Annotated in this window: 24 protein-coding genes; 9 read left to right on the forward strand and 15 right to left on the reverse strand. The window is 68.7% G+C overall.

Annotated features, from left to right (window positions below):
- The first annotated feature begins 57 nt into the window (after positions 1 to 57).
- Entirely contained in the window at positions 58 to 1770 is a 1713-nt protein-coding gene (locus ACFO8M_RS02570) for a DEAD/DEAH box helicase (protein WP_387970048.1), read from the forward strand.
- 188 nt (positions 1771 to 1958) lie between these two features.
- Here the strand turns inward: ACFO8M_RS02570 and ACFO8M_RS02575 are convergent, their stop codons facing one another.
- From ACFO8M_RS02575 to ACFO8M_RS02585, 3 genes are all read right to left on the reverse strand, one after another.
- Positions 1959 to 2198 (reverse strand): DUF7455 domain-containing protein, encoded by a 240-nt coding sequence (locus ACFO8M_RS02575; RefSeq protein WP_091053111.1) that lies wholly within the window; start codon positions 2196 to 2198, stop codon positions 1959 to 1961.
- Between the two features lie 299 nt (positions 2199 to 2497).
- Positions 2498 to 4084: an RNA polymerase sigma factor gene (locus ACFO8M_RS02580; RefSeq protein ID WP_387970051.1), complete on the reverse strand. Its 1587-nt coding sequence runs from the start codon at positions 4082 to 4084 to the stop codon at positions 2498 to 2500.
- A 216-nt stretch (positions 4085 to 4300) separates the two neighbouring features.
- Complete coding sequence (locus ACFO8M_RS02585; RefSeq protein WP_387970054.1) at positions 4301 to 4813, reverse strand: LytR C-terminal domain-containing protein; 513 nt, start codon at positions 4811 to 4813, stop codon at positions 4301 to 4303.
- Between the two features lie 353 nt (positions 4814 to 5166).
- Between ACFO8M_RS02585 and ACFO8M_RS02590 the strand changes: the two genes are divergently transcribed.
- A complete protein-coding gene (locus tag ACFO8M_RS02590; protein WP_205324853.1) occupies positions 5167 to 5463 on the forward strand; it encodes a DUF4193 domain-containing protein in 297 nt (98 codons plus the stop codon).
- A gap of 139 nt (positions 5464 to 5602) precedes the next feature.
- On the opposite strand, the gene ACFO8M_RS02595 is transcribed toward ACFO8M_RS02590, so the two are convergent.
- Entirely contained in the window at positions 5603 to 6082 is a 480-nt protein-coding gene (locus tag ACFO8M_RS02595; protein WP_387970057.1) for a DUF3093 domain-containing protein, read from the reverse strand.
- A 313-nt stretch (positions 6083 to 6395) separates the two neighbouring features.
- On the opposite strand from ACFO8M_RS02595, the gene dut reads away from it, so the two are divergent.
- The 4 genes from dut to ACFO8M_RS02615 are packed head-to-tail and all read left to right on the forward strand — an operon-like array spanning position 6396 to position 8776.
- A complete protein-coding gene (dut, locus tag ACFO8M_RS02600) occupies positions 6396 to 6872 on the forward strand; it encodes a dUTP diphosphatase (protein ID WP_387970060.1) in 477 nt (158 codons plus the stop codon).
- Positions 6865 to 7605: a DUF3710 domain-containing protein gene (locus ACFO8M_RS02605; RefSeq protein WP_387970063.1), complete on the forward strand. Its 741-nt coding sequence runs from the start codon at positions 6865 to 6867 to the stop codon at positions 7603 to 7605. Before dut ends, ACFO8M_RS02605 begins: the two co-directional genes overlap by 8 nt.
- Before the next feature lie 6 nt (positions 7606 to 7611).
- On the forward strand, positions 7612 to 7992 hold the full coding sequence (locus ACFO8M_RS02610) for an OB-fold nucleic acid binding domain-containing protein (protein ID WP_387970066.1): 381 nt from the start codon (positions 7612 to 7614) through the stop codon (positions 7990 to 7992).
- Between the two features lie 34 nt (positions 7993 to 8026).
- Entirely contained in the window at positions 8027 to 8776 is a 750-nt protein-coding gene (locus tag ACFO8M_RS02615; RefSeq protein ID WP_387970069.1) for a DUF3159 domain-containing protein, read from the forward strand.
- Positions 8777 to 8861: 85 nt separating this feature from the next.
- Here the strand turns inward: ACFO8M_RS02615 and ACFO8M_RS02620 are convergent, their stop codons facing one another.
- From ACFO8M_RS02620 to ACFO8M_RS02630, 3 genes are all read right to left on the reverse strand, one after another.
- Positions 8862 to 9947 carry a lytic polysaccharide monooxygenase auxiliary activity family 9 protein gene (locus ACFO8M_RS02620; RefSeq protein WP_387970072.1) on the reverse strand — a complete coding sequence of 362 codons (1086 nt, stop codon included), beginning with the start codon at positions 9945 to 9947 and terminating at the stop codon, positions 8862 to 8864.
- A gap of 259 nt (positions 9948 to 10206) precedes the next feature.
- Positions 10207 to 10887 (reverse strand): potassium channel family protein, encoded by a 681-nt coding sequence (locus ACFO8M_RS02625; protein ID WP_387970075.1) that lies wholly within the window; start codon positions 10885 to 10887, stop codon positions 10207 to 10209.
- Positions 10884 to 11552: a potassium channel family protein gene (locus tag ACFO8M_RS02630; RefSeq protein ID WP_387970078.1), complete on the reverse strand. Its 669-nt coding sequence runs from the start codon at positions 11550 to 11552 to the stop codon at positions 10884 to 10886. Before ACFO8M_RS02630 ends, ACFO8M_RS02625 begins: the two co-directional genes overlap by 4 nt.
- Before the next feature lie 293 nt (positions 11553 to 11845).
- Between ACFO8M_RS02630 and ACFO8M_RS02635 the strand changes: the two genes are divergently transcribed.
- From ACFO8M_RS02635 to ACFO8M_RS02645, 3 genes are all read left to right on the forward strand, one after another.
- Positions 11846 to 13819: an APC family permease gene (locus ACFO8M_RS02635; protein ID WP_387970081.1), complete on the forward strand. Its 1974-nt coding sequence runs from the start codon at positions 11846 to 11848 to the stop codon at positions 13817 to 13819.
- A 192-nt stretch (positions 13820 to 14011) separates the two neighbouring features.
- Positions 14012 to 15193, forward strand: coding sequence for a class I SAM-dependent RNA methyltransferase (locus ACFO8M_RS02640; protein ID WP_387970083.1), 1182 nt, complete (start codon positions 14012 to 14014; stop codon positions 15191 to 15193).
- 71 nt (positions 15194 to 15264) lie between these two features.
- On the forward strand, positions 15265 to 16053 hold the full coding sequence (locus tag ACFO8M_RS02645) for a hypothetical protein (RefSeq protein WP_387970086.1): 789 nt from the start codon (positions 15265 to 15267) through the stop codon (positions 16051 to 16053).
- 4 nt (positions 16054 to 16057) lie between these two features.
- Here the strand turns inward: ACFO8M_RS02645 and ACFO8M_RS02650 are convergent, their stop codons facing one another.
- The 8 genes from ACFO8M_RS02650 to ACFO8M_RS02685 all read right to left on the reverse strand — a co-directional run bounded on the left by ACFO8M_RS02650 (position 16058) and on the right by ACFO8M_RS02685 (position 26562).
- The gene (locus ACFO8M_RS02650; RefSeq protein WP_387970088.1) at positions 16058 to 17161 is read right to left on the reverse strand and encodes a DUF5685 family protein; all 1104 of its coding nucleotides are present in this window, start codon (positions 17159 to 17161) and stop codon (positions 16058 to 16060) included.
- A 290-nt stretch (positions 17162 to 17451) separates the two neighbouring features.
- On the reverse strand, positions 17452 to 18792 hold the full coding sequence (locus tag ACFO8M_RS02655; RefSeq protein WP_387970091.1) for an alginate lyase family protein: 1341 nt from the start codon (positions 18790 to 18792) through the stop codon (positions 17452 to 17454).
- A gap of 183 nt (positions 18793 to 18975) precedes the next feature.
- Entirely contained in the window at positions 18976 to 20283 is a 1308-nt protein-coding gene (locus tag ACFO8M_RS02660) for an alginate lyase family protein (protein WP_387970094.1), read from the reverse strand.
- A gap of 230 nt (positions 20284 to 20513) precedes the next feature.
- Complete coding sequence (locus tag ACFO8M_RS02665; protein WP_387970097.1) at positions 20514 to 22277, reverse strand: RICIN domain-containing protein; 1764 nt, start codon at positions 22275 to 22277, stop codon at positions 20514 to 20516.
- 203 nt (positions 22278 to 22480) lie between these two features.
- Positions 22481 to 23392 (reverse strand): glycine betaine ABC transporter substrate-binding protein, encoded by a 912-nt coding sequence (locus tag ACFO8M_RS02670; RefSeq protein WP_387970099.1) that lies wholly within the window; start codon positions 23390 to 23392, stop codon positions 22481 to 22483.
- Positions 23393 to 23444: 52 nt separating this feature from the next.
- Positions 23445 to 24344: an ABC transporter permease gene (locus ACFO8M_RS02675; protein ID WP_387970101.1), complete on the reverse strand. Its 900-nt coding sequence runs from the start codon at positions 24342 to 24344 to the stop codon at positions 23445 to 23447.
- Positions 24341 to 25387 carry a quaternary amine ABC transporter ATP-binding protein gene (locus ACFO8M_RS02680; protein WP_387970104.1) on the reverse strand — a complete coding sequence of 349 codons (1047 nt, stop codon included), beginning with the start codon at positions 25385 to 25387 and terminating at the stop codon, positions 24341 to 24343. The genes ACFO8M_RS02675 and ACFO8M_RS02680 overlap by 4 nt, the downstream gene beginning before the upstream one ends.
- Positions 25388 to 25662: 275 nt before the next feature.
- Positions 25663 to 26562 (reverse strand): hypothetical protein, encoded by a 900-nt coding sequence (locus ACFO8M_RS02685; RefSeq protein WP_387970107.1) that lies wholly within the window; start codon positions 26560 to 26562, stop codon positions 25663 to 25665.
- Positions 26563 to 26873: the final 311 nt, after the last annotated feature.

A 26873-nucleotide genomic window follows, 5' to 3' on the forward strand; every position in this document is an offset into this window, starting at 1 on the left:
TGATGTCGCTCGCGGCCTAAAATCAACCGGGTCCAGTCCCGTCCGAGAGGAGCCCGCATGATCCCGGCCGCCCCACCCGAAACGCTTCCGTCGCTTCGGGTCTGGCAGCGCAAGGCCATGGTCTCGTACCACCGGGGTCAATCGCGCGACTTCCTCGCCGTCGCAACGCCCGGCGCTGGAAAGACCACGTTCGCACTGCGCATCGCCTATGACCTGCTCGCCGACGGCACCGTAGACACGGTCACCGTCGTCGCCCCGACCGAGCATCTGAAAGTCCAGTGGTCGGCCGCGGCCGCCCGCTTCGGCATCCAGCTCGACCCGGTCTTCCGCAACTCCGACGTCCACAGTGCAGCCGACTACCACGGCGTGGTCGTCACATACGCGCAGATCGGCGCCGACCCCGCGGTGCACCGCCGCCGCACGCTCGCCCGCCGGACCCTCGTCATCCTCGACGAGATCCACCACGCCGGCGACGCCCGCACCTGGGGCGAGGGCGTCCAGACCGCCTTCGACGAGGCCGAGCGCCGCCTGGCCCTGACCGGCACCCCGTTCCGCAGCGACGACAACCCGATCCCGTTCGTGGAGTACGAGGAGGACCCTGACGGGACCAAGCGCTCCCGACCCGACGCCCTCTACGGCTACCGGGACGCCCTCGCCGACGGCGTCGTCCGCCCCGTCATGTTCATGGCCTACTCCGGTCAAGCCAAATGGCGCACCAGCGCGGGCGACGAGCTCAACGTGCGCCTCGGCCAACCGCTCACCAAAGACCTCACGAGTCAGGCGTGGCGCACCGCGCTCGACCCGGAGGGGGAGTGGATCAAGCAGGTCATCAGGGCCGCCGACCGGCGGCTCTCCTCTTTGCGCGCGGCGGGCATTCCCGACGCGGGCGGCCTCATCATCGCCTCGGACCAGAACAGCGCCCGGTCCTACGCGGGGATCCTCAAGCGCGTCACCGGGAAGAGCGCCTCGATCGTCCTCTCCGACGACGTGGGCTCGTCGGACAAGATCGCCAAGTTCGCCGAGTCCGATGAGGAATGGCTCGTGGCCGTCCGCATGGTCTCCGAGGGCGTCGACATCCCGCGCCTCGCCGTCGGCGTCTACGCCACGAACGCGCACACGCCGCTGTACTTCGCGCAGGCCATCGGGCGCTTCGTGCGCTCCCGCCGGCCCGGCGAGACCGCCTCGGTGTTCCTCCCGAGCGTCATCCCGCTGCTGAGCCTCGCCGAGAACCTCGAGGCCGACCGCGACCACGTCATCAAGCCCAAGTCCCCGGACGAGGACCCCGAGCTCCTGCTGGAGCAGGCGCAGCGGGTCCTCAACGAGGGCACCGAACTCGGCGGCCAGCGCGAGACCCTCGAGTCGAACGCGGAACTCGACCAGGTGATCTTCGACGGCGGCTCGTTCGGCCTGCCGGTGGAGGCCGGGAGCGCCGAGGAGCAGGAGTACCTGGGCCTGCCGGGCCTCTTGACACAGGAGCAGGTGCACCTGCTGCTGCAGAAGCGCCAGCGCGAGCAGATGGCGAAGCAGAAGAGCGGGGCGCGCACGGAGACGGTGGAGCGGCCCGCGGCCGAGCCGGCGATGACGAACGCGCAGAAGCGACTCAAGCTCCGCAAGCAGCTGAACGCGCTGGTGGGCGCCCGCTCGTTCGCGACGAACGAGCCGCACGGGAAGATCCACGCGAAGCTGCGGTCGACGTGCGGCGGTCCGCCGAGCGCGCAGGCGACCATCGAGCAGTTGGAGGAGCGGATCGCCGCGATCCGGTCCTGGTGACCGAGGCATCAAGTGAACGACAGCGGGCCGCCATCTCTGGCGGCCCGCTGTCGTATCAAGGAACTGCTTTGGAATCGAACAGTCTTGACGGTGCTTACTTGACGCTACTCACTTGACGGTACTCACTTGAAATTTGATCAGGGCCCGAGCGGAAACCCGCTCGGGCCCTTACGATAAGCCTGTGCGCGCTAGTTCTCCGAGGCCATGAGGTCGGTGCCGCGCCACTCGAATTCGGGGTCGGCGGTGAAGTCGATGGCGATCGGCACGAGCTTCTCGGCGAACTGGTTCGCGTGGTGGCCGCAGAAGACGAGGTCGCCGCCTTCGGCCAGGGTCACGCGGAGTTTTGCCGCGGCGCTACACCGATCGCAGCGCTCGCCCGCGATCGGACGTTCCTCCGTCTGGGGCGGGGGCGTCAGGGTGGATGTCATACCAGGTCCTCCGCTGCGTTCGGTCGAAATGAAATCTGATGTCGGCCTGTTGACCGGCTCGTTCCGTTCAACGCCTGCACTGTACTACCTATGCCCGACACTTTCGGACTGAGACTGGCCTCACTTCTTGAGGGCCCGCCCGGTCCTTCGGTCGGGATAGTTGCTCCACACCGTAGCCCACGGAACGAGGATCGACAACCCGGCACGAGTCGTAGGTACCCACCCGTTCGGGTGATACACCACTGCTCGGAGCCTTGCTGCGCCTCTTCGGCTTCCGTTACGCCGGGAGCGAAACGGACCTAGTCGAGGTAGTCGCGCAGCACCTGCGAGCGCGACGGGTGCCGCAGCTTCGACATGGTCTTCGACTCGATCTGGCGGATGCGTTCACGGGTGACCCCGTAGACCTGGCCGATCTCGTCGAGGGTGCGCGGCTGGCCGTCGGTGAGGCCGAACCGCAGCCGCACGACGCCGGCTTCGCGCTCCGAGAGGGTCTGCAGCACCTGCTGGAGCTGCCCCTGCAGGAGCGAGAAGGAGACCGCGTCTACGGCCACAATGGCTTCGGAGTCCTCGATGAAGTCGCCGAGCTGGCTGTCGCCCTCGTCGCCGATGGTCTGGTCGAGGCTGATCGGCTCGCGCGCGTACTGCTGGATCTCGAGGACCTTCTCCGGGGAGATGTCCATCTCCTTGGCCAGCTCGTCGGGGCTGGGCTCGCGACCGAGATCCTGCAGCAGCTCACGCTGTATGCGGCCGAGTTTGTTGATGACCTCGACCATGTGGACTGGTATACGGATGGTCCTCGCCTGGTCGGCCATGGCCCTGGTGATGGCCTGGCGGATCCACCAGGTGGCGTACGTGGAGAACTTGTAGCCCTTGGTGTAGTCGAACTTCTCGACGGCGCGGATGAGACCGAGGTTGCCTTCCTGGATGAGGTCCAGGAACGCCATGCCGCGGCCGGTGTAGCGCTTGGCGAGCGAGACCACGAGTCGGAGGTTCGCCTCGAGGAGGTGGTCCTTGGCGCGGTCGCCGTCGCGGACGATCCATTCGAGGTCCCGGCGCATCTGCGTGGGGATCTCCTCGCCGCCCTCGCGGAGCAGCTTGAGACGCTCGACGGCGTACAGGCCGGCCTCGATGCGCTTGGCGAGCTCGACCTCCTGCGCGGCGTTGAGGAGGGGGACCTTGCCGATCTGCTTGAGATAAGCGCGGACCGAGTCGGCCGAGGCGGTCATCTCGGCGTCCTTGCGAGCCTGCTTGAGCGCCTCCGAGTCCTCCTCGTCCCACTCGAAGTCGTCGCCCTCTTCGTCGTCTTCGCCGTCCTTCTTGGACTTCCCGCGGGTGGCCTTCTTGGCGGCCTTCTTGCGGGTGGCCTTCTTGGCGGGGGCCGCGGCTGCGGCCTCTGCCAAGGCGTCGTCGTCGGCGGCCGCGGCGAGTTCGGCCTCGTCGGGCTCCTCGCCGTCCGCGGGCTTCTTCGCGGCGGCCTTCTTGACCGCCTTCTTGGCGACGGCCTTCTTAGCGGTCTTCTTGGCGGCCTTCTTGACCGGGGCCTCTTCGCCCGCCTCTTCGGCGGTCGGTGCGGCGGCGGCCTTCTTGGCGGTCTTCTTCACCGCGGTCTTCTTGGCGGCCTTGGCGGTGGTGGTCCGGGCGGAGGTGGCGGTGCGGGCGGCGGGGACGCGCTTGCGGGTGGAGGCGGAGCCGTCCACGACCACGGTCACGTCGGCCTCGGCCAATGCGCGAAGCACCTTCTTGCCATCGGCGGGGGAGGCCTGCACCGACTCCAGAACCTGGGCGACCGTCGCGGACGTCAGCTGCCCGTTGCTCTCTCGGGCCAGAGAGAGCAGCGAGTCGGTCAGGGAATTGACGTCTGTGCCGGTGGGACGTGCGTCAGTCACGAGCAACCTTCCGAGGCAATGGCGGGCACGGCGCAGCCGGGCTCCATAGCGGGTGAGCGTTGGATATTGGGTCGGCAGCCCAGGTCGGCACAACGACCGGGCAGGCGTGAATTGTAGCGCCGAAAATCGCCTGCGGCCCGTCCGTGGTGCCGTTTCGAGCTGTGTTTCCGCATTTTCAGTGTCAATGTGTCGCAGCACGTGGGGTGTGACGGCGGTCTATTCTACCGTGCAAGTGCCCTCGGGTGCTTCGCCGATGCCGCCTTGCGCGAAAGACTGGCGCGCGTCGGATGCCGAGCGTACCTCCGCGAAGTCGTCCCCCAGCACAATGGTGATCGGCTTGTCCCAGTCGAGATCGAAAGCCTCGTGCCCTTGGTAGAAGTACGCGTGCGTGTGGAGCCCGGCGGCGTACTGGTCGGGACCGAAGTACACCAGCGCGGTGCCGTCGTATTCCTCGTCTGCGTCGCCCGTCTCGGTGACGACGAAGCCGCGGTCCTCGAGCTGCGCGGCGGCCTGCTCGGCCAGTCCGTCGCTGTCGGTGCCGTTGAGGACGACGACCTCGATGTCCTCGGGGGCCGGGATCGGTGCGGTCTTGATCTCGACCGCGCCGGGCGGGCAGTCGTCGCTCGCCGACAATTGCGAGTCGTTCCGAATGGCCCACAGCGTGATCAAGCCCGCGACCAGCGCCAATGCGCATAGAACCGTCAAAGCGCGGATACGAGCGATACGCACGGCTGCCTCCCCGAGTCTCCAAAAAGTGCAAACGACCGTCTGCGCCTTAGACGAGCCGACGGCCCGCAAACGTTGCCATCCGAAAGGCTATCGTGCGCGGGTCGTCTCCGTGGGCGAGAGGCGGTACACTCGCTGCCCTCGACACAGAAGTGTTTCTCGCCACAATGGGGATGAAAAACCCTGGGGCATCGTGTATAGGAATGGACTGCACGCGGTAAGGTACGCCGCCTGCAGGGACGGAACCGAACCCGCCAGGAACCAGAGCCGGGCCGCTGTATCACCCGAATGCCCCAGCGGCAACCCGCCGCGCTCGGTTCCGGAGCCGCAAGAGAAACCAATGGGAGTGGAAAACGATGGCAACCGACTACGACGCCCCGCGCCGGGACAAGGAAGAGAACGCCGGGACCGACGGCATCGACGCCCTTGCGAAGGGCCGCACCGATCAATCGGGGTCGGTGGACGTCGACGAGGCCGAGGTGGCCGAGAACTTCGAGCTGCCGGGTGCCGACCTGGGCGATGAAGAGCTTTCGGTGAAGGTCCTGCCGATGCAGCAGGACGAGTTCCGATGCTCCAGCTGCTTCCTGGTCCACCACCGGAGCCAGTTCGCCAAAGAGAAGAACGGGCAGCCGATCTGCAAGGACTGCGCCTAGCCGCAGTCCGCGTCCACGGCTCGCAAGCTTTGCCGAGACCGCTGACATTCAGCTCGGAAGCTTTGCCAGGAACGGTGCCCCTCAGATAGCGCACGGCTCGCAGGAGACCTCCTGCGGGCCGTCTCGCTTGTCCGGGGCTCTAGGCCTCCACCGGCTCCCGCGCGGCCGTCAGCGCCGCTTTGAGCCGCTCGGGACGGCGCGAGGCGACGATCCAGTAGGGGGTCGGATCCGCAGGGTCGTCGAGGACGATCCGCAACCCGCGATTGATCCAGGGCCGCTGGACGATGAACGCCAGCGGATGCAATGCGACGCCCATGGCGTCGGAGTAGGCGACCGGCTCCAGGACCTGGACCTCGGCCACGGCCGACATCGGCAGCCGCGCGTCGTCCACGTGGAGCCACACCTCGCCGTCGACTTCAGCAACGGCGACCCGCAGGCGACTCAGCCACCACGCGCCGACGAACACCGCGACCATGAGCGCGACGCTCGCGGCCACACGCCACCAGCGCATGTCGCCGAAGTTGGACAGCGCCCCGGCGAGCACCGCCACCACGATCACGGCCAGCCAACCCGCCAATGGCAACCTCATGCGCTCGGCGTACCGTTCCGTATTTCTCATCAGGTCCTCTCGCGGGGTGGGATCAGACTCCTAACCCTAGTCTGAGCGATCGACGCCGCGAAGAACATTCTGGCCGCCGGGCTGGCGGTTGCAGCCTGTGGAGACGGTGTAAGACCGAAACGCTCCTAGCGTGGAGGCGACCGCCCGCGAAGCAGGAACCAGCAGGAAACCGCAAGGGATTACCGCCTGATCGGGAAACCGGTCAGAATCCCCTTCTCCAGCAGTAGGGGAGGATGCCAAATCTGAGACCATAACCCTGCCAGTCGCACAACCTCAGGGGCGTGCTTCCGCGAGTGAGAGGAACCCGACGACGATGTCAGCCGACGTCCCGGTCGCCATCCGGCGGCTCGACCCCGACCTGCCGCTCCCCGGCTACGCGCACCCCGGCGACGCCGGAGCGGACCTCTACGCCGCCGAGCGCGTCGAACTGGCCCCCGGGCAGCGGCACCTCGTCGGCACCGGCGTCGCCGTGGCGATCCCCGAAGGGCACGTTGGCTACACGAACCCGCGCTCCGGACTCGCCCACAAGCTCGGCGTCACCATCGTCAACGCCCCCGGCACGATCGACTCCGGCTACCGCGGTGAGATCAAGATCAACCTCGTGAACCTCGACCCGGAGCGGACCGCCGTCATCGAACGCGGCGACCGTGTCGCACAATTGGTGATCCAACCGGTCGTACGAGCCCGTTTCACCGAGGTCGACGACCTCGCGCCGACGCAGCGCGGCGCGAGCGGCCACGGATCCACCGGCGGGCACCGCCGACTTGCAGAGGAGAACGAACGTGTTTAAGCGGCGAAAGTCGAAGAAGCAGCGCCCCGCCGAGGGCGCCGTCCTCGACTCCCTGGCCGAGAGCGGGGAATCGTTCGAGCACGAGGCCACCGAAGGCCCCTTCGACGTCAGCGACGCCCCCGACGACGACATCCGCCGCATCGACCTGGGAGCGATCCGACTGCCCGTCCCCAAGGGCGTGGGCTTCCAGGCCCAGACCGACGCCAAGGGCAACATCAGCCAGGTCCTGCTGACCACCGGCGCCTCCGCGCTCCAGCTGCTCGTGCGCGCCGCGCCGCGCAGCGAGGGCATCTGGGAGGAGTTCCGCGGGGAGCTCACCGCCCAGGTCACCGGCCAGGGCGGCCAGGTCGAGCAGGTCGAGGGCCGCTGGGGCACCGAGCTCATCGCCAAGGTCGCCTCCAAGAAGGGCACCAACTCGGTGCGCTTCTGCGGCATCGACGGCCCCCGCTGGTTCGTGCAGGCCACCTTCCAGGGCCAGAGGGCCCTCGACGAGGCCGCCGCCCCCGAACTCGACGAGGCCCTGCGCCTCCTCGTCATCGACCGCGGCTCCGGCGCCATGCCGGTGCGCGAACCCCTCCCGCTGAAGCTGCCGCCGAAGATGGCCGAGGAGGCCGCCGCGCGCATCGCGCAGCGCAAAGCCGAAGGCGGCGACGGCAACCGCGCCATCATCGCGGCCGGCGACACCCCCAGGCCCCAGGTCCGCCGCAAGCCCTCCCCGCGCCCCAAGCGGTAGGGGACCATGCCCGCCGGGTCCCGCGTCAAGGACTGGTTGAAGCGCCTCGCCGTGCCCTCGCAGGAGTTGTTCGCCGACGAGATCCGCCGCACCTCGCTCGGCGAGCTCCTCGACGCCGACACGACCCCAGTCGAGCGGCTCGAACCCCGGCAGCTCGCCGCGGTCGCCGGCCGCCTGCGCACCGTCGTGCTGCGCACCGACGGCCGATCGCCCTCTGTCGAGGCCGAACTCTTCGACGGCACCGGTCAGGTCGCATTGGTCTGGATGGGTCGACGGCGTATCGTGGGCCTTGAGGCCGGGACCAGGCTCGTCGCTCGCGGCCGCGTGGCACAGCTGAGTGACGGACGACTCGTCGTCTACAACCCGACCTACGAACTGCGCCCCTGAGCGCGGACCAGCCACACGATCCGGAAGGCCCGCATTGAGCACCGAGACGCCGGCCCGCGAACCCGCCGACACCGAGTCCCGCGCGACTGACACCGAGCTCCGCGAGCGAGAGGGCACCGCCCCTCGCGAGGTCGATCCGGACGAGCTCCCGCCGTTCACCGAGCAGCTCTCGCAGCAGCTCGGCGGCGTCAAGGGCGTCGTCGAAGCCGCAGTCCCCATCACCCTGTTCGTGGTCCTCAACCCGCTCCTGCCCGACCAGATGGGGCCGCTCACCGGACTCCAGTGGGCCATCGTCATCTCGGCCGCGAGCGCGCTGGGCATCGCCGCCTGGCGCGCGGCTCGCAGGGAATCGGTCCGCCACGCGCTCAACGGCCTGTTCGGCATCGCGCTCGGCGCGTTCCTGGCCTGGCGCTCGACCGACGCCCGCAACTTCTACCTGCCCGGGATCATCCAGGGCTCGGTCTACGGTGTCCTGCTCATCGTCTCGGCGCTGGTGCGCCATCCGATCATCGGGTGGATCTATGCCGTTGTCGCCCAAGGCGGCAAGAAGGAATGGCGGCAGAACAAGCCGCTCGTGGACGTGCTCAGCCGGATCACGATCCTGTGGGGCGTCGTCTTCCTCCTCAAGAACGCGCTGCGCATCTGGCTGTACGCGATCGACGCTGACAACGCACTGGGCCTGGTGACCCTCTTCGGCGGCTGGCCCATCACGATCGCGCTGACGGCCTTCACGATCTGGGCCGTGCGCCGCAAGATGAAAGCCGTCGAGGACGCAAAGGCTTGATGTGCATGAAGGCGCGGCGCCCGAGCGCCGCGCCTTCGCCTTGCTCATTCATGGCTCGCAAGCTTCGCCAAGACTCGCGCCCCCGTTAACTCGGAAGGCAGGCGAACTCCGGTGCGCTGGCGAGCGATCCGGAGACGTTGAGTCCGAACTCGACGGAACCGCCTACGGGGATCGCCTTGTTCCAATCGACCGGCTCGGCCATCTCCATGGTGCCCATCGTGGAGTGCTCGGCGTTCCAGATGTTGCCGAGTGTCACGCCGCTCGGCCACTCCCAGTGCAGCATCCAGTTGTGGATGGCCTGCGTCCCGGTGTTGGCCACCTTGACGGTGACCGTGGCGCCTGAGCCCCAGCTGTTGACGGCTGCCGTTGCAGTGCAGGCGTATCCGGCGGGCACGGTGGGCTCGTCGGTCGGGTCCTCGCTGGTCGGGTCGTCGGTGGGCTCGGTCGGCGGCGTGGTCTCCTCAGCGGGCTGGCCCTCGCCGAACCACACGTCCGAGCACGAGTAGAAGGACTGGTCGAAGTGGCTGGCCTGCCAGATCATGTACACGACATGGTGGCCGGTGCGGCCGGGCGCCGAGACGGGGATGTCGACGAGGGTCCCGCCGCCTGAGGCCGGCGGTCGCCCGACGCCGGGATCGATGTCGCCGGTCTCCTTCACCAGCTCGAGGTCGGCCCAGTCGAGTGCGTCGGTCTGGGCGTCGTAGCCCTGTTTCGTGACGTAGATCCGGTAGTAGTCGGCGCCGTGGTTCGCCTGGTCCCAGTTGGTGAACGTGAAGTTCGCGTCCACCTTCGTGGTCTTCCAGGCGCCCGGGTCGTCGAGGGGGGCGTACCGGGTGCCACCCGTCTGACCGCCGGAGCACAGCTGGTTGTCGGGGACGGCGCCCTGGTGGTCGCCGCCGACCTGCTCGCGGTAGAGGCCGTTCCAGTTCCACATGGCGTTGGGGTCGTTCTGCCATGCGGCCCAGCACATGGGGTCTTCCTGCTCCATGGCCGGGTTCTGGAAGTCCGAGCCCCAGCGCTCCCAGCAGCTGTAGTGCCTCGAGGGCTGGGCGATGGACGTGCCGTGGCTGGCGGCGGGCTGGATGAAGAGGACCGAGGCGGCCCCGGCCGCGAAGAGCGCGGCGACGAGGACGATCAGGGTACGGAGGTCGAGCCGTTTGAGATGTGTCATGAAAGCGCTCCCAAAAAGTAGGAACATTGAGAACTTTCAATGTATCGCGGCGTACTCGCGCATGTAAAGCCCGAACGGCCGGGTTTCACGGGGTTTCCAGAAGGAACCCAGGCGCTTCAGCGCTTGAAGGTGCTCGAGTCCGGGGTGACCATGCCCGCACCGGTCGCGGTATCGGCGTGGAGGATCTCGCCGGTATCCGTGACCGGGTACGGCTCGCAGCCGCCCAGCGAGGCGTGCCACGAGCGACAATCCGCCGGTTTCAGCCGGTGGTGGTCGACCGCCGCTTTCCGAGGAAGACCGAGCGGGTCGCCTCTTCAGCGTCCTCATGGCACACGAACACCAGTTCGTCGCCGGCTTCAAGCGTGTCGTCCGGGGTCGGGGCGATGACGCGGCGGCCGCGGATGATCGCCACGAGCGCCACGTCGTGCGGCAGCGTCACCTCGGCGATGCGCTTGCCCACATGCGGTGCCTCGAGCGGCAGTGTGATCTCGACGAGGTTCGCCTGGGACTGGCGGAAGGTCAAGAGCCGCACCAGGTCGCCGACGCTCACGGCCTCTTCGACGAGCGCGGCGAGCAGTCGCGGCTTGGAGACCGAGACGTCCACGCCCCATTCCTCGTTGAACAGCCATTCGTTCTCGGCGCGGTTGACGCGCGCGACCACGCGCGGCACCGCGAACTCGGTCTTCGACAGGAGGCTCACCACGAGGTTCACCTTGTCGTCTCCCGTGGCGGCGACGGCCACGTCGCAGCCCTCCAAGCGGGCTTGGCGCAGGTTCTCCAGCTCGCACGCGTCGGCGAGGAGCCATTCGGCCTCCGGGACGCGTTCGGGCCGCATGGAATCGGGGTCGCGCTCGATGAGGAGCACCTGATGGCCGTTGCCGACCAGCTCCGCGGCGATCGACCGGCCGACGTTGCCGGCCCCGGCGATGGCGACCCTCATGCGGCACCTCCACGCGGGGCGGCGCCCGCGATCTCGCGGATCTTGCCTTCGTCCCCGTCGGCTACCAGCATGAACACCTGGTCGCCGTCTTGGAGCACCGTCGAGGGCGTCGGCAGCGTCGCGCGCCCGAACCGGGTGATGTACGCGACCCGGTGGCCCGTCTCCTGCTCCAAAGCGGACAGCGCGGTCCCGTACCAGGCTTCGGCGCAGATGATCTCGACCATCGACAGCGTCGCGGTCGGGTCCCGCCACAGCGGCTCCTGTTCCTCCGGCAGCAGGTGGCGCAGCAGCCGGTCGGCCGTCCACCGCACCGTCGCCACGGTGGGGATGCCGAGGCGCTCGTAGACGCTGGCGCGCTGGGGGTCGTAGATGCGGGCGATGACGTTCGGGACGCCGTAGTTCTCGCGGGCGACCCGCGCGGCGATGATGTTCGAGTTGTCGCCCGAGGAGACCGAGACGAACGCGTCGGCGCGGTTGATGCCGGCCTTCGCCAGGACCTCGCGGTCGAAGCCGACGCCGCGGACCGTGGTCTCGTCGAAGTCGGGGCCCAAGCGGCGGAAGGCCTTCGGGTCCTGGTCGATGATCCCGATCGTGTGCCCGCGCTCCACCAGGCTGCGCGCCAGGGACGAGCCGACGCGCCCGCAACCCATGATCACCACATGCACCCGGCTTCACCCTTCTCCTCGATGCTGATCCCGTGACCTTACCGCGCCGCCGCGCACGCTCGGGCCGGACGCTTCGAGTCCGGTGGACACCAAGAAAAACCGCTCAAGGGGGTACGGAAACGAACGTCCTATGCGTCTAGTAGACAGAACCTCGCCAACCCGAATGCGCCGGGGCCCGCTTCGGACGGTTCCCAGCCCGCGGCACGACCGCACGCCCGACGGCTCGTCACGAAGTAGGTCCGGACCCGGCCGACGGTCCTGCCAGGGCCCGCCGCCCGGTAATGTCGACATCTGTGACCCGGTCCTTGTCCGTCTTCAAACGACTGCTCGTGGGCGAGCCCTTCGCCTCCGGGCAGCGCCCGCCCTCGCTGGCGCTGTCCAAGCGGTACGCCATCCCCCTCCTCGCGGTCAACCCCATCTCCTCGCTCGCCTACGCCCCTGAGCAGGTCTTCCTCGTCCTCGGCGTCGCCGGGACCGCCGCCTACGCGTATTCGGTGTGGACCGGCCTCGCCGTCGCGGCCGTCATGGTCACCGTGATCGCCTCCTACCGCTACACCGTCCAGGCCTACCCGGGCGGCGGCGGGGACTACCGCGTCGTCGCCGCCAACTTCGGGCCCGGCGCCGGGCGCCTCGCCGCGGCCGCGCTCGTCCTCGACTACATCCTCACCGTCGCCGTCTCGGTCTCCGCGGCCGTCGCCGCCCTCGACGTGCTCCTGCCCGGCCTCCACCCGTGGCGCGAATGGATCGGCGCCGCCGCGATCGTGCTCCTGGCCGCCTTCAACCTCCGCGGCCTGCGCGTCTCGGGCCGCTTCGCCGCGGCCGTCACCGTCGCCTTCGTCGCCGGCATGGCCGCGCTCCTCATCGCCGGGTTCCTGCGCATCGGCGCCGGCGAAGACCTCACCGCCGCCTCCGCCGACGCCGTGACCGCCGAGAACCAAGAGTGGACCTCAGCGGCCCTGTTCATCCTGTGCGCCAGGGCTTTCGCCGCCGGATCGGTCGCCGTCACCGGCATGGAGACGTTCACGACCCGCGTCCGCTTCTTCCGACCCCCGCGCGGGCGCAACGCCGCCGCCGCGATCACCGCCGTCGGCGCCGCCACCGTCGCCCTCTTCACCGGCGTCGTCGTCCTCGCCTACCTCGTCGGCGCCCAGTCCTCCGCCGAGCCCGGCGCCGCCGACTACCTCCAGCACCCGCTCCTCGCCCAGCTCGCCGACACCGTCTTCAACGCCTCGCCCGCCGCCATGACCCCGATCATGCTCGCCACCGCCGGCGTCCTCATCCTCGCCGCCAACACCGCGTTCGTCGGGTTCCCCCAGCTCGCCTCGATCTTCGCCGAGGACTCCCTCCTGCCGCGCCAGCTCCACAAGCGCGGCGACCGGCTCGTCTACTCCAACGGCATCCTCATCCTCGCCGTCGCCGCCGCACTCCTGGTGATCCTCTTCGGCGGCCGGACCTTCGAACTCATGGGCCTGTACATCGTCGGCGTCTTCCTCTCGATGGTCCTGGCCAACGCCGCGATGGTCCGCCACTGGCGGCGCGTCCTCAGCGTCGAACGCGACGCCACGCGCCGCTCCCGCGCACGCCGCGCCCGGGGCACCGCGCTGCTCGCCGCGCTGGCGTGCGCGGTCGTGCTCGCGATCGTGGCGCTCACCGACTACCGGCGCGGCGGCTGGATCGCCGTGCTCATCATCGGCGGCTGCTACCTGCTCATGCGTTTCATCGCGCAGCACTACTCTGCCGTGCGCGACGAGATCGAGCTGCCGCCGGGCAAGCCGCGGCTGCCCGCGCGCAGCCACGCGATCGTGCTCGTCTCGAGCGTCAACCTGCCGCTCATGCGGATGCTCTCGTACGCCAAGGCCACCCGGCCCGACACCATCACCGGCCTGTCGGTGAACGTTGACGCCGCCGCGTCCCGCCAGCTCCTCGCCGAATGGGAGCGGCGCGGCATCAAGGTGCCGCTCACCGTCGTCGACTCGCCGTACCGGGAGATCACCGGGCCGATCGTCGACTTCGTGAAGGCCCGCCGCCGCGACGCCCCGAGGGACGTCGTCACCGTCTACCTGCCCGAATACGTGGTCGGCCAGGGCCCGCAGCCCGGGCGGCTCTCGCGCGGCTACTTCCACTGGACGACGACCCTGCTGCACAACCAGACCACCAAGGCCATCCGCCGCCAGCTCAAGTACGAACCGGGCGTCATGATCTGCATCGTGCCGTGGATCCTCGGCGAGAGCACCGAGCCCCCGCCGCTCCGCCGCATCCGCAAATGAGGCACCGCCGGCAGGCCGCGCAGGGGCGCGAGACGCGTTCACTGCCGGGCCCTCCGGACACGGTTTCACCGGGGCCCCGAGAGTCGATGTCACACCCGCGCGGTAAGCGCCGATGGCGGAGCGGTCCGACCCCGTATCCTGGCGTGCGGCCCGCTACAGCGGTGCCGCCGGTAAACCCAGAGGATGTGGACGATGATCGTCACCGTTGAAGACGTCGCCGCAGGAGGCCACTGCGTGGCCCGCGTCGACGGCGAGGTCTACTTCGTCCGGCACGCCCTGCCCGGCGAAACCGTCCGCATCGAGGTGGGCGAGCGCAAGAAGAAGTTCGCGTTCGCCGACGCCGTCGAGATCATCGAGGCCTCGCCGGACCGCGTCGAACCCCCGTGCCCTTACGCCGGGCCCGGCAAATGCGGCGGCTGCGACTTCCAGCACGCCACCCCCGAAGCGCAGCGCCGCCTCAAGGCCAAGGTCCTCTTCGACCAGCTCACCCGCATCGGCGGGATCGACCCCGTGAAGCTCGAAGGCGTCGAGGTCGAGGCCCTGCCCTGGGACGAGGGCGCCCTCGGCTGGCGCACCCGGATGCAGTACGCCGTGGACGAGAACGGCAGGCCCGGCCTGCGCGTCCACAAATCGCACGACCTCGTCCACATCGACAAGTGCGCCATCGCCACCGAGCGCATCCAGGAAGCCGACATCCTCACCAAGACCTGGGACGGCATGGGCGCCGTGGGCGTCGTCGACTCGAACGACGACGAGCTCGCCGTCTACACGCAGCTGCGGCGCACCGCCCGCCCGCACCACAAGAGCGGCCCCAAACTCGTCCACCAGACGGTCGGCGAGAACGAGTTCACGATCGACTTCGACGGGTTCTGGCAGGTCCACCCGGCCGCCGCTCCCGCCTTCCTCGAATGCGCGCTCGACTTCCTCGCCCCACGCGAGGGCGAATCCGCCTGGGACCTCTACGCCGGCGCGGGACTCTTCGCCGCCGGACTGGCCGAAGCGGTCGGCGAGACCGGACGCGTCGTGGCCGTTGAGAACGCGCGGTCGTCCCGCACCGCCACGAACCTCTCCGCGTGGAAGAACGCCGGGGCCATCGAAGACGACGTCGCCTCGATCACGCCCAACCTCGGCACCGTCGACCTTGTCGTCCTCGACCCGCCGCGCAGCGGCGCTGGCCCCGAAGTCATTGTGGCCCTTGGCGAAGCCCGCCCTCGGGCGATCTGCTACGTCGCCTGCGACGCGGGTGCGCTGGCACGCGACGCGAAGGACCTCGCGATCGAGGGCTACGAGCTGACCCGCATCCGCGCCTTCGACGCGTTCCCGATGACGCAGCACTTCGAGACGATCGCCCTCTTCGAACTCGTCGACTACTGACCGGGGCAGCGGTCACCGCGGCTTTGCGATAACTTGATTGCCGCCACTGACAGCATCCTCGGAGCCGATCGATGACCAACCCTCCCTACATGACCGGGCCTGCGAACGACCCGAACCCCCACCAGCCGGCCGGGTCCGCCGGGCCGCCGCCCGGACCCGCCGCGCCGTCCTTCCAGTACCGACCGCACGACCCGTACGGGACGTTCGCGGCCGCCCAAGGCGCCGAGCAGGCCGGACCGGTCCTTCCTCCCGCGCCGACCTTCGGGCAGCGCTGGGGGATCCTCGGCATGGAGGGCCGCCCCAAGCAGGTCACGTGGATCCTGCAGCTGCTGTGGATCTACCTGGCCGTCGCCGTGCTGCTGTCGCTGCTGTCGATCGCGTTCTCGGCCTTGATGGCCGGGCTGTTCTCGTCGAGCGTCGGGCTGGTCGTCAACCTCGTCTCCGGGGTGCTCGTCGCCGCGGTCGTCCTCGTCCTCATCTGGGCCGTCGCCAAGGAAAGCCTGGGCCGCTTCGGTTTCCAAGACCCGCGCATGGTCTTCTACATCGGACTCGGCTTCCTCGGCCTCGTCTCCCTCTGCGGGTTCATCGGGGCGATCAAGGTCCCGTTCGCACTCGTGCAGCTCCTCGCCGTTCTCCTGGTGCTCGCGCTGCTCTTCACGCGCCCGGTCGCGGCATGGCTCAAGGAACGCCCCGGCAACCAGCCCAAGGGCTCCGAGCAGCGGCCCGGCGACGGGCAGCCGGTCGTGGGCTACCAGCCGCCGCAGTGGAGGGACGCGGCGCACCCGCCCGCGGTCGCACCGCCGACGCAGCAACCGCCGAGCCCGCCCGCGAACCCGGGCTGGCCGCAGCCGCCGCGCTAGCGGATCAGTCGCAGCTGCAAGGGCAATCGCACCCGCTGCAGCAGCCGCCGTCACCTTCCGAGTCGCCGCAGCACTGGCAGCACTGGCAGCATTCGCACTCGCAGCAGTCACAGCAATCCCGGCAGCAGCCCTGGCGCGGCTGCCCGGTCCACGGATCGTTGTAGTGCTCGGCGCAGCACATCTGGCACGTGCAGGCCAGCACCGCGAAGCTGCACAGGCCCGCCCAGAACCCGCGCCGACGCGACCCGTATTCGTGGTCGTCGTAGCGCGGGCGGCGGTGGTCGTGGCGGTGATCGGACCTTCGGCTCGACGCGCACGTCGTGCCGAAGGTCTTCGAGAACGCATGGCGCGCATATCGATCCAGCAGCAGCTCGGTCAACGTCGCGTCCACGATCACGGCCGAGTCCAAGGCGCGCTTCATGTCCGCCAAAGCGCCCTTCGCCAGGGTCCGCGCGTCCACGATCGTAGAACCGGTGACCGCCAACGGGTTCCACGCCCCGCGCTCGGCGTCCTCCTCGAAGTCGTCCGCCGCATCCAGCAGGTGCGCCAAGCGGCCGAACGCCGCCCCCGCAGTCCGGAACGCGTCGGCGTTCTCCGGCCGACCGCCGATGAACGCGGCGTGCGCGAACAACTCGGCGGTGGCCGCCTCGGTAGGGGCGGTAACGGCGGTGAGCGGCGTGCCCGTGCCGCAGTCGGCCTCGATCTCGCGCTGGCCCTCGATCACCGCGAACAGCGACGCGGTGTCCAGGTCGATCGAGTCGCCGATCGCGGTGGCCTTGGCGCGCAGTCGATCCGCAGTCAAGCCCGCGATGCCGCGCGCTCCCGGCTTCGCCGCGAAGCCATCGCCGTCCTCCACGTGGTCGCGGATCTTCGCCGAGGCCAGCACCAGCGATGCGGCGGCGGCGAGGCGCGGGCCGCCGCCGATGGCGACGCGCTGGCGTCGCATGCCGCGCAGGGCGCAGGGCCCGGCGTTGCGGCTGTCGGCGTCGTCGCCCTGCTGGGCTTCGACGAGCACGGAGAGCGCGAGCGCGTCGTAATTGGTGGTGAGCCGCGCGAAATGGCCGGCGTCGTCGCGCAGTTCCAGGCACAGGCCGCAGAAATGTCCCATCCATCTGGGTTTGAGGTCGTCCGGTGTGCGGGAGGGACAGGGAGCGAGCATGCCGAACAAGAGGTCTCCTAGCGCTCGATGGCACGTTTCGGGACCGAGATCCGAGGCGTGCCTTAGGGGGCGTGTCTCCGCAGATGGTATCGGTCGGACGCAACGCGACCGCCGAGCGCGGGTCGGCGGTCGCGTGCGGGAGGCCTGCAGTGTCGAGGCGCTCAGCGAGGGGGGCGGCCCGCAAAGCGCACCAACATATTAGCACATACGCATGAATCCGGACGCGTTTTGCGAACCGATCAGCGGGCGAAGGTGAGGGTGCCGAAGCCCAAGGTGTCGTAGCCTCCGGAGTCGTCGCCGTAGTCGCCGCCCCCGCCTTCGGCGCCGTTCTGGGCGATCATGTCGGCGACGTTCGGCATGGACCTGCCCTGGCGACCCGCGTAGTGGTGGTAGATCGACTCCCACACCGGCCTGACCTGCCCGCGCGCTGCTTCGGAGATCACCGTCTGCTGCTCCGGCTTGCAGCCCTGCCCCGAACCCCACGCGTACGCCGTGAACGGGACGTCCCTGCCGAGGTTGAAGCGCGCGACGTACTCGGCGCACTTGGCGAACCTGCTGTCGTCGTAGCCGTACAGGTCCACGCCCTGGTTCCAGGCCATCTCGCAGATCGTCGCCAGCAGCCCGGTGGCCATGAGCGTGTGCCCCTGGTCGCGCCCGCTCTCCTGCTGCTGCGCCAGGCCCTCGTCCTCGTGGACGAACGGGATGGCGTGGTCGAGCGAGCCGTTGCCCTCGCCGTTGTACATGTAGTCGACCGCCCGGTCGAACAGGCCCTGGTCCTCGTTGAACACGCCGATCGCCATCACCGAGGCGACGGTGCACAGATCCCAGTTCGACCAGTAGTTGGTGATGCAGGCGTCGTTGTGGCCGTTCAGGAACTGGTCGTTGAGCGGGTAGAACACGTTCGCCAGCATGTCCTGGAACCGTCCGGCCTCGAAGCCGTCGACGTCGCGGACGAGCTCGGCGGCGTTGGCCGCCTGGTAGCCGTAGATCCCGGCGGCCAGGAACCGGTCGGCATTGCCGTTGATCTCGGTGAGGGTCGCCGACCAGGCGTTGAGAATCTCGACCGCCTTGTCGCGGTGGGCTTCGTCGCCGCTGATCCTCCAGCGCAGGGCGTTCTGGTAGGCGGCGTGGAGGTCCTTGTACAGAACCGGGTAGTTCTGCCCGTCGCCCCCGCGGATGACGACCGCCGTCGGCCGGGCCCACCAGTCGGCGTGGGAGCGGCCGTTGCCGGTCAGGCGGTTCCAGCCTTCGATCCACGGGGACTCGCCCGCGGCCACCTTCTCCGCCATGCGGTCGAAGTCCTCCTGCGTGTGCAGGAGTCCGGGGTGGCCGCCGTTGCCGGGTCCGGCCTCGCCTCTGGTGTTCTCCGCCGCGCCGCCCTCGCCGTCGGGGTCCGGGCTGGCGCTGGCGGACGGATCGACGGATGGCGTCGCGGCGTCCTCTGCAGTCGGGGGAGTGGAAGGTTCGTTGTCGCGGGTGAGCCAGTACCCGGCGGCGCCCGCCGCGGCGAGACCTCCGGTCGCGGCGGCGCCGACGATGATGTGGCGGCGTTTGATGTTGTTCGCGCGGTGCTTCGACATGGTGCTCCTGGCGATGGGGCAGCGCGCTGTGCCGGGGGAGGGCCCGCTGCCGGTCGGGAGGTAGTCGTGGAAGCCCCAATGCTTCCGAACTGATTCTCACACATCACCGAGAATGCTCGAAATCGAACAATGCGTGGCCCAAAAAAGCGCCGACCCGACCGGAGCCGGGCCGGCGCTGGGGAGCTAACCGAGCGGCGTCAGGTTGTCAGGAATCTCGTCCCAGGTGAGGCGCACGTGGGCGAGGGTCCCGAAGCCGAGGGTGTCGAACCCGCCGGAGGCGGTGCCGTAGTCTCCGCCGCCGCCTTCGGGGCTGTTGGTGCCCGCGAGGGCGCTGACGTTCGGCAGTGCGAAGCCCTGGCGCGAGGTGTAGTGGTGGAACACCATCTCCCACACCGGCCGCGCTTGGCCGCGCCCGCCCGCGCCCATCACGGTCTGCTCCTGGTAGGCGCAGTTCTGGCCGGTGCCCCAGGTGTACTTGGTGAACGGCAGGTCGTCGTGGCCGGAGTTGTAGCGCGCCACGTACTCCGCCGCCTTTGCGAAGGCGTTGTCGTTGGCGCCGTAGAGGTCGACGCCCTGGTTCCAGGCCATCTCCATGATCGTCGACATGAGCCCGATGCCCATGATCGAGTGCCCCTGGTCGCGGCCGGACTCCTGCCACTGCGCGAGCCCGCCGTCGTAGACGAACGGGACGGCGTTGCCGATGGAGCCGTTGCCCTCGCCGTTCCAGAAGTAGTCGATCGCCTGGTCGGTGATCGTGGCGTCGTCGCAGATGATGCCGATGGCGAGCTTGCTCGCCATGTTGCAGAGGTCCCAGTTGGCCCAGTAGTTCGTGATGCACGCGTCGTTGTGGTTGGTGAGGAACGATTCGTTCATCGGCAGGAAGATGCTCGTCATCATGTCCTGGAACCCGCCGAGGTCGAAGCCCGAGACGTCGCGGACGATGTCGGCGGCGGCGCAGAACTGGTAGCCGTAGATGCCGGCGGCCAGGAACCGGTCGGCGTTGCCGTTGACGGCCTCCAGCGTGGAGGACCAGGCGTTGAGGATCTGGACGGCCTTGTCGCGGTGCGCGTTGTCGCCGGAGACCTTCCAGCGCAGCGCGTTCTGGTACGCGGCGTGGATGTCGTTGTACAGCTGCGGGTAGTTCTGCCCGTCGCCGCCGCGGATGATGATCGCGGTCGGCCTTGCGGCCCAGGTGGACTGGGAGTGGCTGTTCGCGGTGAGCCGGTTCCAGCCCGCGACCCACGGCTCCACGCCGCCGTCGACCTTGGCCTTCATGCGGTCGAAGTCGGCCTGGGTGTGCAGCAGGCCCGGGTGGGTGGCCTGCGCGGTGACGTCGTCCGCCTCGTCCTGCGCCGCGGCGATGCCGAGCCCGCCGGCTCCGGCTACCGCGAGGCCGCCCGCGGCGATCGCGCCCTTGATCAGGCCCCGCCGCTTGAGGTTCGGGCCGTGCCCTGCGGTATTCGGTTCGATGGTGTTGTCCCTAATAGACATGGAGCTCCTTTGCGCCATGCGGTGTGCGATGCCGGGGAATGCCACCGCGAGTGTTCGGCGGGGGATGCCGGGGCGACTCCCGCCGCTGGCCAGTCTAAAGGCCATATAAACAAACATCAATCCCAAAGCGCATTTTTCCCAACTTTCCTACGTAATCGGACAATTGCAAAGCGCTACGGCACAAGGCAATGCAAGGGGCCGGGGCAGGCCCGGCCCCTTGCCATGTTCGATTACGCGACCCGCTTGAGGTTCCAGCGCTGCTGCACGCCGCCGGTGCCGGTCCACTGGATCGTGCCGCCGCCGTCGGACTCGCCGTTGCCGTTGTCGAGCACCTTGCCCGAGTGCTGGCAGGTGAGCTTGACGGCCCCGCCGCCGACGTCGGTGATCTGCCACCGCTGCGCCGCGACCCCGTTGTCGGTCCACTGCACGACCGCCGAGCCCTGGGTGGTCACCGAGTAGTTGTCGAGGGCCTTGCCGGAGTGGAGGTTCACGAGCTTGAAGTAGCCGCCGCCGACGTCGGTGATGCGCCAGCGCTGCCAGTTCCCGCCGTTGTCGCCCCACTGCTTCACTTGGGCGCCTTCGGTGGTGACCGAGCCGTTGTCGAGGCACTTCCCGGACCGCTCGGCCATGAGCGTGTAGACGCCGCCGGAGACGACCGCCGGGGTGGGCCTGGTGTGGGCGACGGTGCCGAAGCCGAGCGTGTCGAACCCGCCCGAGGCGGTGCCGTAGTCCCCGCCGCCGCCCTCGGCCCGCACCAAGGCGGCCATGCGGGCGACGTTGGGCATCCGGAGCCCGCGCCTGACGCTGTAGTGGTTGTAGACCATCTCCCACACCGGGCGCAGCTGGCCGCGCCCGCCCGCGCCCATGACGGTCTGCTCGGAGTAGGCGCAGCTCTGGCCGGTGCCCCACGTGTACTTGGTGAAGGGCAGGTCGTTGTAGCCGAGGTTGTAGCGCGCCACGTATTCGGCGGCCTTGGCGAACGCGAGGTCCCTGGCGGAGTAGAGGTCGATGCCCTGGTTCCAGGCCATCTCCATGAAGCTCGACATGAGCCCGATGCCCATGATCGAGTGGCCCTGGTCGCGGCCGGACTCCTGCCATTGGGCGAGGAATCCGCTGTGGACGAACGGGATGGCGTTGTAGATCGAGCCGTTGCCCTCGCCGTTCCAGAAGTAGTCGACGGCCGCGTTGATGATGCCCGCGTCGTCGCAGATGATGCCGATGGCGAGCTTGCTCGCCATGTTGCACAGGTCCCAGTTCGCCCAGTAGTTCGTGATGCAGGCGTCGTTGTGGTTGGTGAGGAAGTGGTCGTTCATCGGCAGGAAGATGCTGGTCATCATGTCCTGGAACGCACCGAGGTTGAATCCGGGCGCGCCGCGCACGAGGTCGGCGGCGCAGCAGAACTGGTAGCCGTAGATCCCGGCCGCGAGGAACCGGTCCGCGTTGCCGTTGACGGCCTCCAGTGTGGAGGACCACGCGTTGAGGATCTCGACGGCCTTGTCGCGGTAGGCCGTGTTGCCGGAGACCCTCCAGCGCAGGGCGCACTGGTAGGCGGCGTGGATGTCGTTGTAGAGCTGCGGGTAGTTCTGGCCGTCGCCGCCGCGGATGATGATCGCGGTGGGCCTTGCGGCCCAGGTGGACTGCGCGTGGCTGTTCGCGATGAGCTTCTCCCAGCCGGCGCGCCAGGGCTCCTGGTTGGTGCTGACCTTCGCGTACATGCGGTCGATGTCGGCCTGGGTGTGCAGCATCCCGGGGTGGACGGCCTGGATGCCGATCTCGTCGGTCTGCGCGTGCGCTGCGGGGACCGCGGTGCCGAAGGCGGCGAGGCCGCCGACCGCGGCGGCGCCTTGGAAGAGACGCCTGCGGGGGAGTGAGGGTGTCGGGTTATGGGGGTCTGAGCTGTTGAACGACATGGTGCTCCAATGCGCCATGCGGTGCGCGATGCCGGGGAATGCCACCGCCAACCTGCGGCGACCGGTCCGGGAACCGGGTGCCATGTGTCATATTAAACTAGACATCAACATATATCAATACGAGCGAACAAAGACGGTGCGGAACCGGCATCCCGGTCCCGCACCGAAGCCGCCTCCTGTGGGGGAGACAGCCTGATCGCGCATGGGCGGATCGCGCTGGAGGTCGGCTGAGTCCTCGTTCCTGCCGTGGTGCGCCGACCCGCGCCGCGCGCGTTCTTCAGGTGTGGCTAAGCGACCAGATCGGTGAACTTGTTGTCCTTCAGCCACGCCGTCACGCCGGCCTCGACATCGCCCTCGTTGTCGGTGAAGACCGTGTTCTCCAGGCTCGCGAGCTGCTCGTCGTCCATCGCGAACGTGCCGAGTGCCTCCGCCACGTCCGGGAACTCCTCGCCGAAGCCCAAGCGCGCCAAGGTGTTGATGGTCTCGGCCTCGCCCAGCGTGGTCTCCGGGTCCGCGAGGTTCTTCAGGTCGTACTTGGCGTACGCCCAGTGCGGCTGCCACAGGGTCACGACGATCGGCTCCTCGGCGGCGATCGCCGAGTCCAGCTCGGAGAGCATCGCCGAGGTCGAGGAGGTCTCCAGCGTCAGGTCCGTGATCCCGTACGTCGGAATGGAGCTGTTCTGCACCGCCTCGGTCAGGCCCGCGCTGGCCTCGATGCCGACGATGCGTCCGCCGAACAGGTCCGCGTTGGCGTTGAGGTCGGCCAGCGACTCGACGTCCACATAGCTCGGAACGGCGACCGTGAGCGCCGCGTTCTCGTTCCAGGCGCCCAGCTGCTCGAGCTGGTCGCCGTAGGTCTCCATGTACGTCTGGTGCGTGATCGGCAGCCAGCCGTCGAGGAAGATGTCGAGGTCGCCCGAGGACAGGCCCTCGAACAGCGGCCCGACCTCGGTGAACTCCTGGGCGGTGACGGTGTAGCCCGAGGCCGTGAGCGCCTGGCGCCACAGCTCGGTGGCGACGACCGCCTCATCCCAGTTGATGTAGCCGATCTTGATCTCGCCCTCGCCCTTCGGCAGGCCGAAGTCCACGCCTTCGCCCGTGGCCGCGCCGGGCTCCTCTTCGACGGAGCAGCCGGCCAGCACGAGCGGTGCGATGGCGCCGGAGGCGATGGCGCCCTTCATGATCGAACGTCGTTCCATGTTTCCTTCTTTCCGGCGCGGGGGCACACGCCAATCGGGGAGTGTTGGAGGCTTAGCGGGCGAGCTTCGCTGCGCGCGCCACCGGAGTGCGGTCGGACAGGCCCTGCGTCACGCGGTCGAGCAGGATCGCGAGGAGGACCACGGCGAGGCCGGCGTTGAAACCGGCGGCGATGTCCAAGCGGCCCAAGGACCCGGAGATGACCGAGCCGAGGCCGCCGCCGCCCACGAGACCCGCGATGACCACCATGGACAGTGCGAGCATGATGACCTGGTTGAGCCCGGCCATGATCGTCGGCAGGGCGAGCGGGAGCTTGATGCGGGCGAGGATGCGCGCGGGGGAGGCCCCGAAGGCCTGCCCGGCCTCCACGACCTCGCGGTCCACCTGGCGCAGGCCGAGTTCGGTGAGGCGCACGCCCGGCGGCATCGCGAAGATGATCGTGGCGATGATGCCGGGCACCACGCCGACGCTGAACAGCATCACGACCGGGATGAGGTACACGAACGCCGGCAGCGTCTGCATGAAGTCCAGCACCGGCCGCGCGATCGCCGAGACCGCCTTGTTCTCGGCCGCGGCGATGCCCAACGGGATCGCCAGGAGGATCGCGATCGCGGCGGAGACGAGGACCATCGACAGGGTCTGCATCGTCTCCTCCCAGTACGGGGTCCAGGCGACGACGAACATGCCCAGGCCGATGCCGACGCCGAGCTTCCAGCCCTTCGCCGCCCACGCGATCAGGGCGAACAGCAGCACCATGACCCCCGAAGGGAGCCACAGCAGCCCGTCGGCGAGATTCGAGTAGAGGAATTCGAGCCCGGTGTCGACGGCGTCGAAGCCGGTGGCCCACGCGTCGCGGGCCCAGCGGATGAACGTCTCCATCCAGTCGCCGAAGGGCATGTCGGGCAAGGGCTTCCAGATGTACGTCCAGAACCAGTCGCGGAGGTAGTCGATCATGCGGGCTGACGCTCCTGTTCGGCGTCGCCGGCGGGGTCGGGCGACAGCGACTTGATGATGGACCTGGGCGTGACCACCCCGAGCGGATCCGAGTTGTCGTCCACGACCAGCAAGGGGGCCTTGGAGCTCAGGACCGGCTCATAGAGCTCGTTCACGGGCACGTCCGATTCGACCTTGGGGAACGCGCTGGTGTCCCGGGTCCCGCACGGTTCCATGACGGCCTCGGCGGTGAGCACGCGCGAGCGGTCGACGTCGGCGGTGAAGTCCGCGACGTAGTCGTCGGCCGGGCGCATGAGGATGTCCTCGGCGGTGCCCAGCTGCTTCACCTGGCCGTCGCAGATGGCGATCCGGTCGCCGATGCGCATGGCCTCGTTGAGGTCGTGGGTGATGAACACGATGGTCTTGGCGAGCTTCGACTGGAGGTCGAGCAGCTGGTCCTGCATCTCCTGGCGGATGAGCGGGTCCAGCGCGCTGAAGGCCTCGTCCATGAGCAGGATCTCGGTGTCGGCGGCGAGGGCCCGGGCCAGGCCGACCCGCTGCTTCATGCCGCCCGAGAGCTGGGCGGGGAGCTTGTCCTCGTGCCCGGACAGGCCGACGAGCTCGACGGCCTCCCTCGCGCGCTCCAGTCGCTCGGTCTTGTTCAGGCCCTTGATCTCCAGGCCGAACGCGACGTTCTCGACGACCGTCCGGTGCGGAAGCAGCGCGAAGTGCTGGAAGACCATGCTGATCTTCTCGCGGCGCAGGCGGCGCAGCTCTCGGGCCGAGAGCGAGCCGAGCTCGACGTCGCCGATGCGGATCGTGCCGGAAGTGGGCTTGATGAGGCCGTTGAGCATCCGGATCAGCGTCGACTTGCCGGAGCCGGAGAGGCCCATGACGACGAAGATCTCGCCGGTCTCGATCGACCAGTTGTGGTCGATCACGGCGGCGGTGACGTTCTTCGCGCTCAACTGATCGCGCGCGACGCCGGACTTCAACTGGGCGACGGCGCTTCGGGCACCTTTGCCGAAGACCTTGTACAGGGAATCAACTGCTATCGCTGACATCTCGTCCTTTCGCAGCAGGGGGTTCCGGTTGGGGGCGGCAACCGATGAAACACTAGCCAATGCCGGTGTTTTTTCAACCCGAGCAGCGCGTGAGAAGGTCAACACGGGACGTTGATATTCCGCGTAATCGCAGGTCATAGCCTCAAGTTTTGATGTCGACCGGAGGCTGGTTTGATTGTCTACAATCCGACGTTCTGAAGAATTGACGCCTCCAGGAGATCAACCTGAGGCCTATTTGTGACCGTTCGGCACTGTGCGCAGAAAAGCGGGCGAGATCAGAGCCGGGCCGCCAGCGCCCGCGTCGTCATGACCGCCAGATCGGCCTCGCTCAGCCCGAGCGTCCGCGCCTTCTCGTACTCCCCGGCGATGTCCGTGCCCATCCGCATCGGCGAGTCGGTGCCCAGCACCACCGCCATCCCCGCGTCCAGGAACCGCGGCAGCGGGTGGTCCTCCAACTTCGCGACCATGCCCAGGATCACCGCCGAGGTCAGGCACACCTCCACGGTCACGCCGCGGTCGGCCAGCAGCCGCATGATCCCCGGATCGCTCGCCGCCCCCACGGCGTGCCCGATCCGCCCGATCTGCTCGATCTCCGCCAGCGACGCCAGGTTCGAGGCGTTGAACGCCCCCGCCGGCACGGTCACTCCCAGTCCGGCCGCGCCCGCGGCCTCGGCCACGATCCGTCCGCGCGTCCAGTCCGCTTCGGCCGCATAGGGAACGTAGATGATCTCGATGCCCGCCAGGCCTGCCGCCGCCGCGTCGGCGAACGCGTCGCACAGCTCCCGCAGCATCGGGTCCCACAGGTTCATGCTCAGCACCGCGCCCGCGTCGAACCCCGGAAAGAGCGCTGCGACCCTGGCGCACGCCGCGGTGAACCGCTCCATGAACTGCGGGTACACCACGGACTCCTGGGGCAGGCGCAACTCGGTGTAGACCGCGCCACCGCGCGCGGCCGCGATGAGCGCGTCCTCCAGGATCCCCTCGTACACCTCGGGGGCGACCGCGTCGAGGTCGAACCGCGGTACCGCGGACATCCGCTGGAGCCGCGCCAGTCCGGGCGGGGCCGTCGTCTGCGCGCTCTCGCGCCGGTCTGCCCAATTGACCGGGGAGGAGCTCAACACCTGATCGAGGCGCGCGGGCCATTCCGTGTTCTGGTGCAGGTCGATGAGGTCCATGTTGGGATGATCACATTTCGATCACGAACCGGACCGGCTTTCGACCGGCGTGTCCCTTTCGGGGAGTGACAGCTATCCGACACTCACGCCTGCATGGCAAGTGCGGGCTCCGAAAGCCGAGCCGGCGTCCCCCTCACGGATGAATTCCCGCGGTTCCGGAACGGGCCCCGAGCGCCGTCCGCCCCCGTCACGGTCCCCTATGCGAACCGTGACGGCCAGGTCCGTCCCCTGAAGCGCGGATCACGGCCTTCGCACGCCCATGAGACAGGTCCCAGGCGCGCTCGCGCGGCTACCGCCCACACGGCGTCACC

This window comes from Glycomyces rhizosphaerae (assembly GCF_042647865.1).
GTDB lineage: Bacteria > Actinomycetota > Actinomycetes > Mycobacteriales > Micromonosporaceae > Glycomyces > Glycomyces rhizosphaerae.